The sequence below is a fragment of the Actinoplanes sp. NPDC089786 genome (assembly GCF_040684855.1).
In the GTDB taxonomy this organism is placed as follows: domain Bacteria; phylum Actinomycetota; class Actinomycetes; order Mycobacteriales; family Micromonosporaceae; genus Actinoplanes.
On the sequence record NZ_JBFBGU010000037.1, the window covers coordinates 40,931 to 54,371 of the forward strand.

The 13,441-nt window shown below is 71.0% G+C and carries 15 protein-coding genes; 7 read left to right on the plus strand and 8 right to left on the minus strand.

The window, feature by feature from the left end; all coding sequences use genetic code 11:
• Positions 1-288: 288 nt before the first annotated feature.
• The 5 genes from AB0O15_RS45240 (at position 289) to AB0O15_RS45260 (ending at position 4,289) form a co-directional block, all read left to right on the plus strand.
• Positions 289-1,578, plus strand: a complete 1,290-nt coding sequence (locus AB0O15_RS45240; RefSeq protein WP_364333459.1) for an NAD(P)/FAD-dependent oxidoreductase — start codon at positions 289-291, stop codon at positions 1,576-1,578.
• A gap of 58 nt (positions 1,579-1,636) precedes the next feature.
• Positions 1,637-1,861, plus strand: a complete 225-nt coding sequence (locus AB0O15_RS45245; RefSeq protein WP_364333462.1) for a hypothetical protein — start codon at positions 1,637-1,639, stop codon at positions 1,859-1,861.
• Between the two features lie 74 nt (positions 1,862-1,935).
• Positions 1,936-2,646, plus strand: a complete 711-nt coding sequence (locus AB0O15_RS45250) for a LamG-like jellyroll fold domain-containing protein (RefSeq protein WP_364333465.1) — start codon at positions 1,936-1,938, stop codon at positions 2,644-2,646.
• Between the two features lie 158 nt (positions 2,647-2,804).
• Positions 2,805-3,644 carry a helix-turn-helix domain-containing protein gene (locus AB0O15_RS45255; protein ID WP_364333468.1) on the plus strand — a complete coding sequence of 280 codons (840 nt, stop codon included), beginning with the start codon at positions 2,805-2,807 and terminating at the stop codon, positions 3,642-3,644.
• 63 nt (positions 3,645-3,707) lie between these two features.
• Positions 3,708-4,289 carry a dihydrofolate reductase family protein gene (locus AB0O15_RS45260; protein WP_354787329.1) on the plus strand — a complete coding sequence of 194 codons (582 nt, stop codon included), beginning with the start codon at positions 3,708-3,710 and terminating at the stop codon, positions 4,287-4,289.
• 64 nt (positions 4,290-4,353) lie between these two features.
• On the opposite strand, the gene AB0O15_RS45265 is transcribed toward AB0O15_RS45260, so the two are convergent.
• Positions 4,354-5,514, minus strand: a complete 1,161-nt coding sequence (locus tag AB0O15_RS45265) for a glycoside hydrolase family 18 protein (protein ID WP_364333470.1) — start codon at positions 5,512-5,514, stop codon at positions 4,354-4,356.
• Positions 5,515-5,608: 94 nt separating this feature from the next.
• Here AB0O15_RS45265 and AB0O15_RS45270 point away from each other — a divergent pair, with 94 nt between their 5' ends.
• Complete coding sequence (locus tag AB0O15_RS45270; protein WP_364333472.1) at positions 5,609-7,591, plus strand: alkaline phosphatase family protein; 1,983 nt, start codon at positions 5,609-5,611, stop codon at positions 7,589-7,591.
• Here the strand turns inward: AB0O15_RS45270 and AB0O15_RS45275 are convergent.
• From AB0O15_RS45275 to AB0O15_RS45295, 5 genes are all read right to left on the minus strand, one after another.
• The gene (locus tag AB0O15_RS45275; RefSeq protein WP_364333474.1) at positions 7,491-8,366 is read right to left on the minus strand and encodes an SDR family NAD(P)-dependent oxidoreductase; all 876 of its coding nucleotides are present in this window, start codon (positions 8,364-8,366) and stop codon (positions 7,491-7,493) included. The two genes, AB0O15_RS45270 and AB0O15_RS45275, sit on opposite strands and share 101 nt — an antisense overlap.
• On the minus strand, positions 8,366-8,995 hold the full coding sequence (locus AB0O15_RS45280) for an HAD-IA family hydrolase (protein WP_364333476.1): 630 nt from the start codon (positions 8,993-8,995) through the stop codon (positions 8,366-8,368). The genes AB0O15_RS45275 and AB0O15_RS45280 overlap by 1 nt, the downstream gene beginning before the upstream one ends.
• 153 nt (positions 8,996-9,148) lie before the next feature.
• On the minus strand, positions 9,149-9,901 hold the full coding sequence (locus AB0O15_RS45285) for a hypothetical protein (RefSeq protein WP_364333478.1): 753 nt from the start codon (positions 9,899-9,901) through the stop codon (positions 9,149-9,151).
• A gap of 104 nt (positions 9,902-10,005) precedes the next feature.
• Positions 10,006-10,734, minus strand: a complete 729-nt coding sequence (locus AB0O15_RS45290) for a DedA family protein (RefSeq protein WP_364333480.1) — start codon at positions 10,732-10,734, stop codon at positions 10,006-10,008.
• Between the two features lie 37 nt (positions 10,735-10,771).
• Entirely contained in the window at positions 10,772-11,164 is a 393-nt protein-coding gene (locus AB0O15_RS45295; protein ID WP_364333483.1) for a DNA polymerase ligase N-terminal domain-containing protein, read from the minus strand.
• Positions 11,165-11,185: 21 nt separating this feature from the next.
• On the opposite strand from AB0O15_RS45295, the gene AB0O15_RS45300 reads away from it, so the two are divergent.
• Positions 11,186-11,557, plus strand: a complete 372-nt coding sequence (locus AB0O15_RS45300; RefSeq protein ID WP_364333486.1) for a nuclear transport factor 2 family protein — start codon at positions 11,186-11,188, stop codon at positions 11,555-11,557.
• A 463-nt stretch (positions 11,558-12,020) separates the two neighbouring features.
• On the opposite strand, the gene AB0O15_RS45305 is transcribed toward AB0O15_RS45300, so the two are convergent.
• Together AB0O15_RS45305 and AB0O15_RS45310 are read right to left on the minus strand one after the other, a co-directional pair.
• Entirely contained in the window at positions 12,021-13,253 is a 1,233-nt protein-coding gene (locus tag AB0O15_RS45305) for an MFS transporter (protein WP_364333489.1), read from the minus strand.
• 66 nt (positions 13,254-13,319) lie between these two features.
• Positions 13,320-13,441, minus strand: a 122-nt coding sequence (locus tag AB0O15_RS45310) for a sigma factor-like helix-turn-helix DNA-binding protein (protein ID WP_364333498.1), incomplete at its 5' end; no start/stop codon positions are given.

Here is a 13,441-nt window from a genome sequence, read left to right on the forward strand (position 1 = left end):
ATCCCCCGAATGGTGATGACGCTTGCTTACATCCGGGTACATGCGATCCGCGGCTGGCGGGTTGCCGCCGATCGGAAAAATCTTCAAATTTTCTCGCGCGCGCGTCTCCGCCCCCGCCCCCACCCCCGATGGGTGGGCGGAAATGTAGCGCGGCGATGTCACGAATCGGCTGGTTATCCACAGGCGCGCGACGGCTCGTCGTTTTCGCTAGCGTGGGACGGGCACGGAGGCCTTCGCCAGCGCCGGACGGGCACGGAGGCCGGAGCCCGCCGGACGGAAGGACCTGCCATGGCACGCCCACGGATCGTTGTTGTCGGGGCCGGCTTCGCCGGGTTCACGGCGGCGCGCAAGCTGGCCAGACTGTCCGGCGGCAGCGCCGACATCGTGGTGATCAACCCGACCGACTACTTCCTCTACCTGCCGCTGCTGCCCGAGGTGTCGGCCGGGATCCTGGAGCCGCGCCGGGTCACCGTCTCGCTGATCGGGGCCCTGCCCGGCGTCGAGGTGATCCTGGGCGAGGTCGATTCGTTCGACCTCGAGGCGCGTACGGTCGGCTACGTCGACCCGGACGGCGGCAAGGGCACGGTCGGCTACCACCGGCTGGTGATCGCCGCCGGCAGCGTGAACAAGCTGCTCCCGGTGCCGGGCGTGACCGAGTATGCCCATGGCTACCGCGGCATCCCCGAGGCGCTGTTCCTGCGCGACCACATCACCCGGCAGATCGAGATGGCGGGCACCTCGTCCGACCCGGCGGAGCGGCGGGCGCGCACCACGTTCGTGGTGGTCGGGGCCGGTTACACGGGCACCGAGGTGGCCGCTCAGGGTGTGCTCTACACCGACGCGCTGACCAGCCACCGGCCCGATCTGCACCCGGAGTGGCTGCTCCTCGACACCGCGGACAAGGTTCTGCCGTCGCTCGACCAGCGGCTGGGCGCGGCGTCCGACCGGGTGCTCCGCGAGCGCGGGGTCGAGGTTCGATTGGGTACGAGTGTGCGCGAGGCGACCGCGAACGGCGTACACCTCAGTGACGGCGACTTCGTGCCCACCCGCTCGCTCATCTGGTGTGTCGGCGTGCGGCCCGACCCGCTGATCAACAGCCTGGGCCTGGCCACCAAGCAGGGCCGGCTGGTGGTCGACGAGTTCCTCAACGTCCCGCAACACCCCGAGGTGTTCGCCTGCGGTGACGCGGCCGCCGTGCCCGACCTGACCCGGCCGGGCGAGATCACCGGCATGACCGCTCAGCACGCGACACGTCAGGGCACCACGGTGGCGAAGAACATCGCCGCGTCGTACGGGCGGGGCAAGCGCCGGCCGTACCGCCATCATGATCTTGGTTTCGTGGTGGATCTCGGTGGTCTCGACGCGGCGGCCAACCCGCTCGGCGTGCCGCTGTCGGGGTTCCCGGCCAAGGCGGTGACCCGCGGCTACCACCTGCTGTCGATGCCGGGGAACCGGGTGCGGGTGACCGCCGACTGGCTGCTCGACGCCGTGCTGCCGCGGCAGGGTGTGCAGCTCGGGCTGGTGCCGGGCAGCGCCGTGCCGCTGGACAGCGCCTCGCCGGAGACCGAGTCACCTTGACCGCACGAGCGCGACGCTCAATGCCACCCAGCAGGTCGGCGGCTCGCTCGGCACCGCGTTGCTGAACACGATCGCGACCAGCGCGTACCTGGCCGCTCATGGTCCGGCCGACCCGGCCGAGCCGGTGCGGGCCCAGTTGCAGGCGCAGGTGGACGGCTACGCGGCGGCGTTCCGGTGGGCGTCCGTGCTGATCGTGGTCGCGGCGGCGGTGGCGGCGGTGTTCATCAAGGTCCAGAAGGACGATCTGCCGGCGCCGGAGGTGGCTCCGGCGCACGTCGGCTGATCGGCCATCAGGATCGGACGAACGGCGGGGCGGCCTCTTTCCGATCAAAACCTGCCACAAGTAATAATTCGGGCATGAAGCGAAGCCTGTTCGCCGCCACCCTCGTCGCGAGTCTGCTGCCCGGCGTCCTGCCCGCGTCGGCCTCGACGTCGTCGCGGATCGTCGCGCGGTACACCTTCGACGGGCGGCCCGCCGACATGTCGGACGGCTCCGGCCACGGGCACACCATGCACGTGATCTCCCGGCGCGGCGGCCGGCTGGGCACCGTCGCGCACGGCAGCGGCCTCGGCCTCCAGTTCCCGCCGAAGTGCAACGGCGCCAGGTGCCCGCACGTGGTGCTGCAGACCCCGCACGCCGCCGACCTCAACCCCGGGCGCCGGCCGATCCTGTTCGGGGCCACCGTCCGGCTGTCCGGGGCCGAGACCACCAAGGGCCAGAACGTGGTGCAGAAGGGCTACTCGAAGCAGGGCAGCCAGTACAAACTGCAGATCGACGGGCGGATGGGCCGGCCCAGCTGCGTGCTGGTCGACGTGGCCAAGCGCGGCATCCGGCTGGCGTACAGCTCGGTCTCGGTGACCGACGGCGGCTGGCACGCGATCCAGTGCCGCCGCATCGGCCGGAACCTCAGCGTGCTGGTCGACGGCCAGGTGCGCGGCAGCGCCGCCGTGCCGGCCACGCTGTCGGTGATCAACCGGGCGCCGCTGAGCATCGGCGGCAAGGGCGCGTACCGCGACAACGACCAGTTCCAGGGCGCCGTCGACGACGTCTGGGTGCAGATCGGCTAGGCCGGGTTTTGAAACACGGCCTAGTTCTGGCCGGTGGGGTGAACATCAGCCGGAAGAGGTGGGGCTGCCGGCGGCCCAGGTCGATCAGCGCGGTCAGCACCCGGCGCAGCTTCTCGGCCGGCTCGAGGCCCGGATGGGCCGTCGGCAATGATGTCGGCGTGGAGTATGTGTCCAGGGTGCCCGGTCCGCCGCTGGACGGGCTGATCGATGACCTCTATTACCTGGAGGGCACCCCGCCGTACTCCCGGTTGATGCTGCCGGCGGCGCCCGCGCCATTGCTCATCGTCAACCTCGGGGCGCCATTTCTCATCCGCGCGGGCACCGACGTAGACGCCGTGGAGTACGCCGACGGCTGCGCGGTCACCACGCCCACGCGTGCGTGGGAGTTCAGCTACCCAACCCCGACCCGGTCCGTGGGCGTCCACTTCAGGCCGTGGGGCCTGGCACCGTTCCTTCCGATGCCCGCGGCCGAGTTGTGTGACCGACCTGCGACGGTGGAACAGATCTGGGGCCGGCCCGCTGCCGCTGAATTGCGACACCGACTGACCTTGGCCGACGGACCGCACGAAATGCTGATGTTGCTCGAGGAGGAACTGGTGCGACGGCTGCGGGTGATCGACGGTCTTGACCTGGTGCGCCACCTGAGCAGCGCCGTCGCGGCAACCGGCGGGACAGTGCCGATCAGCGACATCGGTGTGGCGGCCCGCGCCAGCAGCACGTATGTGGCGAAGCGGTTCAAGGCCGTAGTCGGTGTCACGCCAAAACGGCTGGCTCGCAGCTACCGCTTCAGCTCCACCGTGTTGGCACTCGACGTCGCTGCACCGATCGACTGGGGAGACGTTGCCGCCGGCGCGGGCTACTTCGACCAGGCCCACTTCGTGCGCGAGTTCCGGGAGTTCACCGGGCTGACGCCGACCCGGTACGCCGAAGTCCGGCGGCGATTCCTGCGCGATCATCCCGACCACGTCCTGGACGGCTGGCCGCTCCCGGCCGATTGATTTCGTACAAGAGCGACAGCTCACGCCGCACAAGACTTGGGACTTCGAACAGAGGAGGAGTCCATGGGAAAAGTGGTCATGAACGCGTCGGTTTCGGTGGATGGTTTCATCGCGGCTGAGAACGACGATCCCGGTCCGATCTTCGAGTGGCTGGTCAGCGGTGACGTGCCGTTGGACGACAGTGGCGTTCTGAAGGTGTCGCAGGCTTCGTTCGACTACGTCCGGCCGTACTGGGACGAGGTCGGGGTGACCATTGCCGGCCGTCACGCCTTCGACATCACCGACGGCTGGGATGGGACGCCTCCGAGTGGGATCGACCATGTGGTCGTGGTGAGTCACCGTGGTGCGCCCGAGGGCTGGGACCTCCAGGCGCCGTTCCACTTCGTTGACGGCATCGAGGCGGCCGTGGCCAAGGCGCGGGAGCTTGCGGGTGACCGCACTGTCGAGTTCGCCGCCGGCGACGTCGGCGGTCAGGCGCTCGCCGCAGGTTGGGTCGACGAGGTACGCATGGACGTCGCACCCGTCGTACTCGGGTCCGGTAAGCGTTACTTCGGCTCCGTCGACGCGCAGCACCTGCTGGAAGGCCCAGACGTAGTTGTTCAGGGCAACCGGGTGCTTCACCTGCGCTATCGGGTGCGCCGTTGATCGATTCGAGTGGGTACGCAAGAAGACCGCTGCGACGCCGGTTACCAGGCGACGCCGGCGGTGGTCACTCGGACGTGGGTGGTCTGAGCGCGGCGTTCATCGCCCGGAGCAGGGTCGCCGACCGGGTGTCGCCGGAGAGTTCCCAGGCGAAGGCGCCGCCGAGGGCGTTGCTGCGGGCGTACGCCATCTTGGTCCTGATCGTCTCGGGGGTGTCGTAGCTCCACCACTGCGTGCCGCATGAGGCGTAGGACGTGCCGCCGACGGTCGCGGTCGGTGGGCAGCGGCGGCTCAGGACGCGGTAGTCCTCCAGGCCCTTCTGGTGGGTGCCGGGGGCGGGGCCGGTGCCCGGTGTGCCGGGTGCGGGGGAGCGCACGCCGGTCCAGCCGCGGCCGTAGAAGCCGACGCCGAGCAGGATCTTCTCGGCGGGAACACCCAGGTCGCGGAGGGTGCGCACGGTGGTGTCGGCGGTCGCGGCCGGGTTCGGGATGCCGGGGTACGCGGTGAGCGCCGAATGGGCCGCGGTGGGGCCGGCCGTCCCGCCGGTGCCGAAGAAGTCGTACGTCATCGCGCTGAGCCAGTCGGCCTGCCGGGCCGCGGCCGCGTAGTCCGACCTGCGGAGCTTGCCGGGGTCGCCGGAGACCGCGGCGCTGACCAGCGGAAACTTCGGGCGTAACGCGGTCAGCAACGCGGCCAGGGCGTCGGGGCCGCTGGTGTCGCAGGTCTCGCCGCACGCGTTCGGGTACTCCCAGTCGATGTCGATGCCGTCGAAGACACCGGCCCAGCGCTGGTCGTTCAGCAGCGCGGCGCAGCTGTCCGCGAACCGGGCGGGGTCGCGGGCCGCCTCGGTGAAGCCGGCCGACGAGGACCAGCCCCCGAACGACCACAGCACCTTCAGCCGGGGGTGGGCGGCCTTCAGCTTGGCCAGCTGGCCGATGTTGCCGCCCAGCGAGCCGGGGCCGGACAGACCGTTCGGGATGGGCTTCTTGATGTCGGCCCACTCGTCGCCGGCCACGCACCGGCCGTCGGTGACCTCGCCGAAGGCGTACACCAGATGGGTGAGCTGATCGGCGGCCACGTCCCGGACCTGGAAGTCCCGGGCGTACGTACCCCAGTTGGGGAAATAGCCGACCACGCGCATCGACCTTTCCGCGACCGGCGGCGGCGTCGGCGACGAGCAGCCGACGAGGGTCAGCAGGGCGAGGAGTGATGCGAGGCGGCGAAGCACCAGGGCGAAGGTACCGGTCGGTTTGTCCGGCCTTCAACGTGTCCTCGGGTACGTCACCCATCCGCGTCACTCGCCCTGTGCGATTGTTTGACCCGTGACCGTACGCACGACCTCCTGGCAGGGTGAGCTGCGAGCGCTGTTCGGGCGGCGGCGCATCCTCAACCGGCTGCGCGCGGTGCTGCGCAGCGCCCTGGTCACGTTCGTGGTGCTCACCCTGACCCTGTGGCTGATGCCGGGCGTCGTCAGCGGCGACGTGCTCGACACGCTCAACCTGGTCGTGCTGGTCGCAATCGTCGGCGCCGTGCTGCGCCCGCTGCTGCTGGTCGGCATCACCGTGCTCGGCGGCTGGGGCGCCATGCTGTTCGGCGTGGTCGCCCAGGTGGTGATCATCGTGGTGGCGTTCGAGCTCGACCCCGACAACCGCGTCAGCGGCCTGCCGTCGGTGGTGGCGGCCGCGATCCTGGCCGTGGTGTTCGCGGCCATCCTCGACTGGATGGCCGACAGCGGCTCCGACGACACGTTCGTCAAGGAGGCGCGGCGGCTGATGCGGGGCGTACGCCGCCGGCAGACGGGCCGGTTCTTCTCGTTCCGCCGCCCGCTGCCCGGCACCGAGCCGGGACTGCTGATCATCCAGCTCGACGGGGTGGCCGAGCCGGTGCTGCGCTGGGCCGTCCGGGCCGGCAACCTGCCGACGATCGGCAGCTGGCTGCGGTCCGGCAGCCACACCATGGTCCGCTGGCACACCGGCGTCCCGTCCACCACGCCCGCGTCACAGGCCGGCATCCTGCACGGCGCCTCGTCCCAGATCCCCGCCTTCCGGTGGTTCGAGAAGGACACCGGCAAGCTGATGGTCACCAACAAGCCGCGGGACGCCGCGCTGATCGAGCCGCGGCTCAGCGACGGCAGGGGCCTGCTGGCCGACGGCGGCGTGAGCATCGGCAACGCGTTCAGCGGCGACGCCGGCCTGAGCCTGCTGACGATCAGCCACGCCCGGCTGCCCGGCCGGACCGCGCGGGGCTGGGCGGCGTTCATGGCCTCGCCGTACGGCTTCACCCGGGCGCTCGTCCTCGGCGTCGGCGAGGTGATGGTCGAGCTGCACCAGGCCCGCCTCCAGCGGCGGCGCAACCTGTTGCCCCGGGTCAGCCGCTCCGGCAACTTCCTCGCTCTGCGCCCGGCGTCGATGCTGCTGCGGGACGTGAACGTGTCACTGGTCGCCGAGCAGATGGCCCGCGGCGCCCCGGTGGTCTACTGCAACCTGGTCGACTACGACGAGGTGGCCCACCACGCCGGCCCGGCCCGCCCCGAGTCGATGCGCCAGCTCGAGAGCCTCGACCGGATGCTCGGCGTCCTGGAGCGGCTCGCGCCCGAGGCGGCCCGGCACTACCACCTGGTCGTCGTCTCCGACCACGGCCACAGCCAGGGCGCCACGTTCCGTCAGCGCTGGGGCGAGACGCTGGTCGAGGTGGTCGAGCGGGCCGCCGGGCCCGGTGTGCCCGTGGTCTCCTCCGGCAATCTGTCGCTGGTCTACCTGCCGGATACCCAGGGCCGGCAGACGCTGGCCCAGATCGAGCACGCGTACCCCGGGATGGTCCCGGCTCTGGCGGCGCATCCGGGCATCGGGCTGGTGGTGGTCGACGCCGGCGATGAGGGCCCGATCGCGTTCGGCACGGCCGGCAGCCACCGGTTGCGGGACGGCCTGGTCCGGGGCGAAGATCCGCTCACCCCGTACGGGCCGCGGGCCGCCGCCGACCTGCTGCGCCACCAGTCGGCCGCGCACGTCGGCGACCTGGTGCTGATCAGCGCCGTCGACCCGCTGACCGAAGAGGTGGCCGCGTTCGAGGAGCTGGTCGGCTCGCACGGCGGGCTGGGCGGCTGGCAGACCGAGGCGGTGCTGGTGCACCCGCGCGACTGGCCGCTGATGGCCGACGACCTGGACGGCTCCGACGCCGTGCACCGTCAGCTGATCGCCTGGCTGGTCATGCTCGGTCTGCGGGCCGAGCCGCAGCCGATCGACCCGTCGCCGATCCTCGACGAGCCGCGAATCGTTCTGCGAGATTCCAGTACCGCGCGGGCATGAGCCGCACCATCACGTCGATGGCCCGGGCCTCCCGGGTGATGACCAGGCGCGGACGCCGGGCCTGAACCGCGGCCACGATCTGCCGGGCCGCCTCCTCGGGCGGCATGCGCAACGCCTTCTCGGTGAACTCGCGAGCCATGGCCGCCTGAACGCCCTCCGGGTCGGCGCCGCTGATCCGGGCGCTGGTCGCGATGTTGGTGCGGATGCCGCCCGGGTGCACGACCGTCACCCCGGCGCCGCGTGGCCGGAGCTCGTGGCGCAGCGCCTCGGTGAACCCGCGCAGGCCGAACTTGCTGGTCGCGTAGGCCACCTGCCCGGCCGGCGCGAGCAGCCCGAACAGGCTGGAGATGGCCACCACGTGAGCGCCGGGCCGGCGCAGCAGTTGTGGCAGGAACGCCTTGGTCAGCCGGATCGGCGCGTGCAGGTTGATCTCCAGCAGCCAGTCGACGTCGGCCATGCTGTTCTGTTCGAATGTGCCGGTCAGGCCCACACCGGCGTTGTTGACCAGCAGGTCGGCGCCGCCGTGCCGGCTCGCGACGGATGCCGCCAGGTCGAGCCGGTCGCCGCCGTCGGCCAGGTCGATCACATGCTCGTCGACCGCCGCCGCGCCGACCTCGCGGGCCAGCGCCGCCACCCGTCCCAGCCCGGCCGCGTCCCGGTCGATCAGCACGAGCCGGGCCCGGCGGGCGGCGACGTTCAGGGTCAGCGCGGCCCCGATCCCGCTCGCTGCCCCGGTGATCACACAGGTCCGCCCGGCGAACGCGAATCGCTCCATCACCGCAGTCTGAGCGCCCCGATCAGCTCGGACAAGGACGAAATGGGCAGATCACCCGGCAGACCGCGCAACGCCGCCGTCTTGGCCCCGGCCGCGCGTGCCGCCCGCAGACCCACTTCGGCGTCCTCGACGACCAGACACTTCTCCGGGGGTACGCCGACCAGCGCGGCCGCCCGCAGCCAGCCCTCGGGGTCGGGCTTGCCGGTCCGGACGTCGTCGTTGGTGACGAGCAGCGGCGCCACGATGCCGGCGGCGCCCAGCCGGGCCGTGGCCAGCCGCCGGTCGGCCGACGTGAACACCGCCCACGGCACGCCGTTGCGGTCGAGCGCCGCGATCAGGTCGAGCGCGCCCGGGGTGGGCGCCACGTCGGCGACGTCGTCGTACTGAAGGACCATCTGCCGTCCCACCGCGGCCATGATCTGGTCTTCGGTCGCCTCGGACAGCAGCTTGCGCACCGTGGGTTCGCTGGGGCTGCCGTGCGCCAGCGTGATCGCCGCGTCGCCGTCGACCCCGAATTCCGAGCCCCAGGTACGCCAGGCACGTTCCACCGCCGCGTCGGAATCGACCAGCGTGCCATCCATGTCGAACAGGACCGCCGCCACATCCAGGCCCGCCACCAGCACCTCCATCAGTCAGACGTCACCACAGTCTGGCTGGCCGGGCCGGTCTTCCGTGGCAATGATGACCAACGCCACCCGGCCTGTCGACGGTCCACAGAGGACCCGACACGACGGCCCGCCCGGCGATCGGGGTTGATCGTGGGCGGGTCGCGCTGCCCGGAATCAGCGCTGCGTCGTGGTCCCGGCGCGGCTGCGCGGGGTGCGCGTCGTCGTCCCGGCGTTGGCCGCCGTCTTGCGGGCGGCCGTGCGCACAGCCGTCGTGGTGCCGGCGGCCGGCTTCTCGGGAGCCGGGTCGGCCGAGGCGGCCGCGGCGGTCCGCCGGGCCGGGGTGCTCGCGGTCTTGCCGGCCGGCGGGGTGGCCTTCGCCGCCGTAGCCTTCGCGGCCGTGGCCTTTGCCGTATTGGCCCTTGCTGCCGGGGCCTTCTCCGCCGGGGTCTTCGCTGCGGCGGTCTTCTCCGCGGCGGACGCGGTGGCCTGCTGTGTCGCGGGGGACGCGGCCGGCGTGGCCGCCGTGTCGACCGGGGTGGTGGTCTGCACCGGCGGGGTGGCCGGGGCCGCGGTCTCGCGGTCGCGCTGCTTCTCGCGGCGGACCAGGTCGGCCAGCACCGCCTTGTCGTACTTGGCCTCGGCCGCCGACGCCCTCACGGTCGCCCGCTTGGCCCGGCCCACGGCCTTCGCCCGCTGCTTGGCCAGCTGGCTCTTCTCCTTGGCGGAGTTCTTCAACAGCCGCTTGAGGCGGAGCGTCTCGGCCTCGAGGTTGCGCAGCGAAACCCGCTGCTGCTTGGTCAGCTCGTCGTTGTTCTTCAGCCGCTGATCCAGCTCCGCGACGCCGGCCTGAGCCTGCTGAGCGGCGTCATGGGCGGCCGCCGCCCTGCTGCGACGTTTGTCCAGCGGCGTGGTGGCGGTTGCGGTCATGTCCATCACTCCTTCCTTCAATCGCCTTACCCGACAACTCCTGTACGAATCGCGTTCACCTTAGATACCCAAGGTGAACAACTTCGGGTGAGTCCCGTCACGGGTCAGGCCGGCGGCCCGGAGACCGAAGCCGTGGGTTCGACGCCGGCGTCCTCGTCGTCCGCGGCCTCGATCTGTGCGGCCTCGATCTGCTCCGCGGCCTCCCGGGCGCGGCGGCGACGGATATGCCGGATGTGGAAGAACGCGTAGGTGCCGATGGCCAGGATGACCAGCGGGATCGCGAACCAGCGGTAGCGATGCGCGTGCTCGATGATCTCGACCAGGCGGGTGCCGAGGAAGTACGAGACGGTGACCCACCAGCCGACCCACAGGAACGCGCCGATCGCGTTGTAGAGCAGGAAGGTGCGCCACGGCATCGCGGTGATGCCGGCGATCACGCCGTTGAGCTGACGCAGCCCGTCGATGAACCGGGCCACCACCACGATGCGGTTGCCGCGCCGGACGAAGAACTTCTCGGCCCGTTCCAGCCGGGCCGGCGTGATGAACACGTACTTGCCCCAGCGGTGCACCAGCCGCCGCCCGCCGCGCACCCCGATCCAGTAGCCGATGTTGTCGCCGAGCACCGCGGCCACGAACGCGATGATGCCGACCACGAACACGTTCAGCCGGCCCGCCCCCGCGTAGATCGCCGCGGCCACCATGATCGTCTGACCGGGTGCGGGCACGCCGAAGCTCTCCACGCCGATCACGGCGGCGACGGCGAAATAGCTGTACTTGTCCAGGAGAGGCGCGACACCCGCCAGGAACCCGGGCAACTCGTCGTGAGGAGGCATCGCTCCACACGGTAGCCGCCCCGGCAACTTCCAAACGTCAGTTCCGGGGTGGCCCGTCCCCCGGACGGCGGTCCCACGACGGTTGCTCCTTGGTCAGGTGCAACAGCCAGTTCACGCCGTCGGTGTGGATCAGGGCGTACCGCGCGGGCCCGCCGTTGCCGTGCAACGTGAAGACGAGCCGCTTCTCGTTGCGGTCACCCGGTTCCCACCACCCGCTGTCGGCGATGCTCTTGTCCGCGTCGGTGTAGGTCGCGTGCTCCAGCGCGTGATCGGGCACCGCCACGGCCAGCCGGTTCTTCCCCGGGTCGGTCGGCAGTCCCCGCGGCACCGCCCAGCTCTTCAACACCCCGTCCTCCTCGAGCCGCAGATCAAAATGCGGCCGCGGCTTCCGATGGTCATGCAGCACAAAAACCGGCCGACGATCACCCATCCATCAGGGATAGCATGGAGAGTGAGCATCCACAGCGAAGAAATCTTCCAGCGCTACATCCACGCCGGCGCCCTGACCCGCGATCCCGACGCGGTAGCGGCCCTCTTCACCGAAGACGGCGTCTACGAGGTGCCCCTGACCTCCCACAAACTGGTCGGCCGCGAGGCCATCCGCGCCGGCATCGGCGCCTACCAGCAGGAGCCCGTCGGAACCCCCGACCTTGCCAAGACGCGTTTCGTCCTCCACCGGACGACCGACCCCGACGTCTTCATCGCCGAGATCGACGCGGCCCTCAACACTCCCAGCGGCCCGCGGAATATGTCGCTCGTCCAAATCTTCCGCACCCGTGATGGGCTGATCTGCCATTTGCGCGACTATTTTGCAATGCCCTAGATCAAGATCAAGAGCTTGATGTCGCACCTGGGTGGTGTGTTCAGACCGCAGCTCCCGCCGAGGCCGGGCGCGCGGCTCCAAGGCCGCGGGGCGGCCAGAACAGAGCCGCGCACCCTTCATTCTGCGTAAGTGCCCAACGTCCCGGCGCTTCGCGCCGATCAAGCCGCCGGGCGCCCCCGCTGCCGCCCTCACCCCAGCCGTCCCCACACCAGTGGTAGGCCCGGACGGTGTCCGGGCAAGCGATGCCGTCCTGCTCTACCACTGTCCGTTGCGGTGGTAGGTCCTGACGGTATTTCGGGTTGCGATGCCGTGCTGCTCTACCACTGTTCGTGGTGACGGCATGCCGCTTGCGTCCTCGTTAGACCACGGCTGGGCAGTGAAGTGGCGGCGGCGAGGGTGAGTGGGCAGCTCGGGTGCCTGGTGCGCCCGAAGCTCTGCTTATGACCGACGCGAGCGATGTCGGCTAGGACTCAGAGCTCTCCTCGGGTGGATGGCGGACCAGGCCAGTAGGACTCAGAGCTCTCCTCGCGTGGATGGCGGACCAGGCCAGGAAGATCAGAGCCGCCGCCTCCATCGCCGCACCGACCAGCGGGGTGGAGGCGTAGCCCCAGCCCGCGGTGATGGCGACGCCGCCGAGGTAGGCGCCGGCCGCGTTGCCCAGGTTGAAGGCCGAGACGGCGGCCGAGGAGGCGAGCAGGTTGCGGCCGTCGTCGCCCGCGCTCAGGATCACGTTGGTGGTCAGGCCGGGGACCGTGACGTAGGCGACGACCCCGAGGGCGAACAGGGTGACCGCCGCGGTGACGGCGCCGTGGGAGGTGAAGGCGAAGGCGATGAGTACGAGCAGCATGCCGGCCGACGCGAGCAGCAGGGTTCGGTGGAGGGCCCGGTCGGCGGCCCGGGCGCCGATCACGTTGCCGATCACCAGGCCCAGGCCGAAGAGGGCGAGCAGCCAGGGCAGGGCGCCCCGCCCGAAGCCGGCCACGTCGGTCATCAGCGGCGCCACATAGGTGAACGGTGCGTACACCGCGCCGAACGCCAACGCGGTGGCGATCAGGGCGAGCCAGACCGGGCGGGACCGGAACGCGCCCACCATCTCGCGCAGCGGCGGCGTCGACTGCGGCGTGGCGGCCGACGGGGGCAGGGCGGCGAGGGTCGCCGCGGCGGCCAGCAGGCCCAGGGCGGCCATCGTCCAGAAGGTGGCTCGCCAGCCGAAATGCTGGCCCAGCAGGGTGCCGAGGGGCACGCCGGCGACGTTGGCCACGGTCAGGCCGGACAGCATGGCGGCGACCGCGGAGTTACGCCGGGCCGGCGGGACCAGGGACGCCGCCACGATGGTGGCGAAGCCGATGAAGGCGCCGTGGCCGAGGGCCGCGACCACGCGACCGGTCAGCATCAGCTGATAGGCCGAGGAGAGGGCCGACAGGGCGTTGCCGGCCACGAAGAAGGCCAGCAATGCGACCAGGACCGGCTTGGGGGAGCGGCGGGCCACCGCAGCCGTCACCAGCGGGCCGCCGATCACCACGCTGAGGGCGTACCCGGAGATCAGCAGGCCGGCCCGCGGGATGGTCACCGCCAGGTCGCGGGCGATGTCGGGCAGCAGACCGGTGATCACGAACTCGGTCATGCCGATGGCGAAGGTGCCCAGCGCGAGGGAGGCCAGGGCCAGGGTGCGGCGCGCGGCGGAGAGGTCGGGCACGGCTACATGATCGCGAAAAAGAGCCGGCCCCGGGGGCCGGCTCTCTTCGTGTGGCGGGAGGTGCGACTACATGGTGTCGGTCGCCAGGTGGGTACGCAGCTTGGTGAGCGCCTTGGTGAGCAGGCGGGACACGTGCATCTGCGAGATGCCGACCTGGTCGGCGATCTGCGACTGGGTCAGGTTGCCGT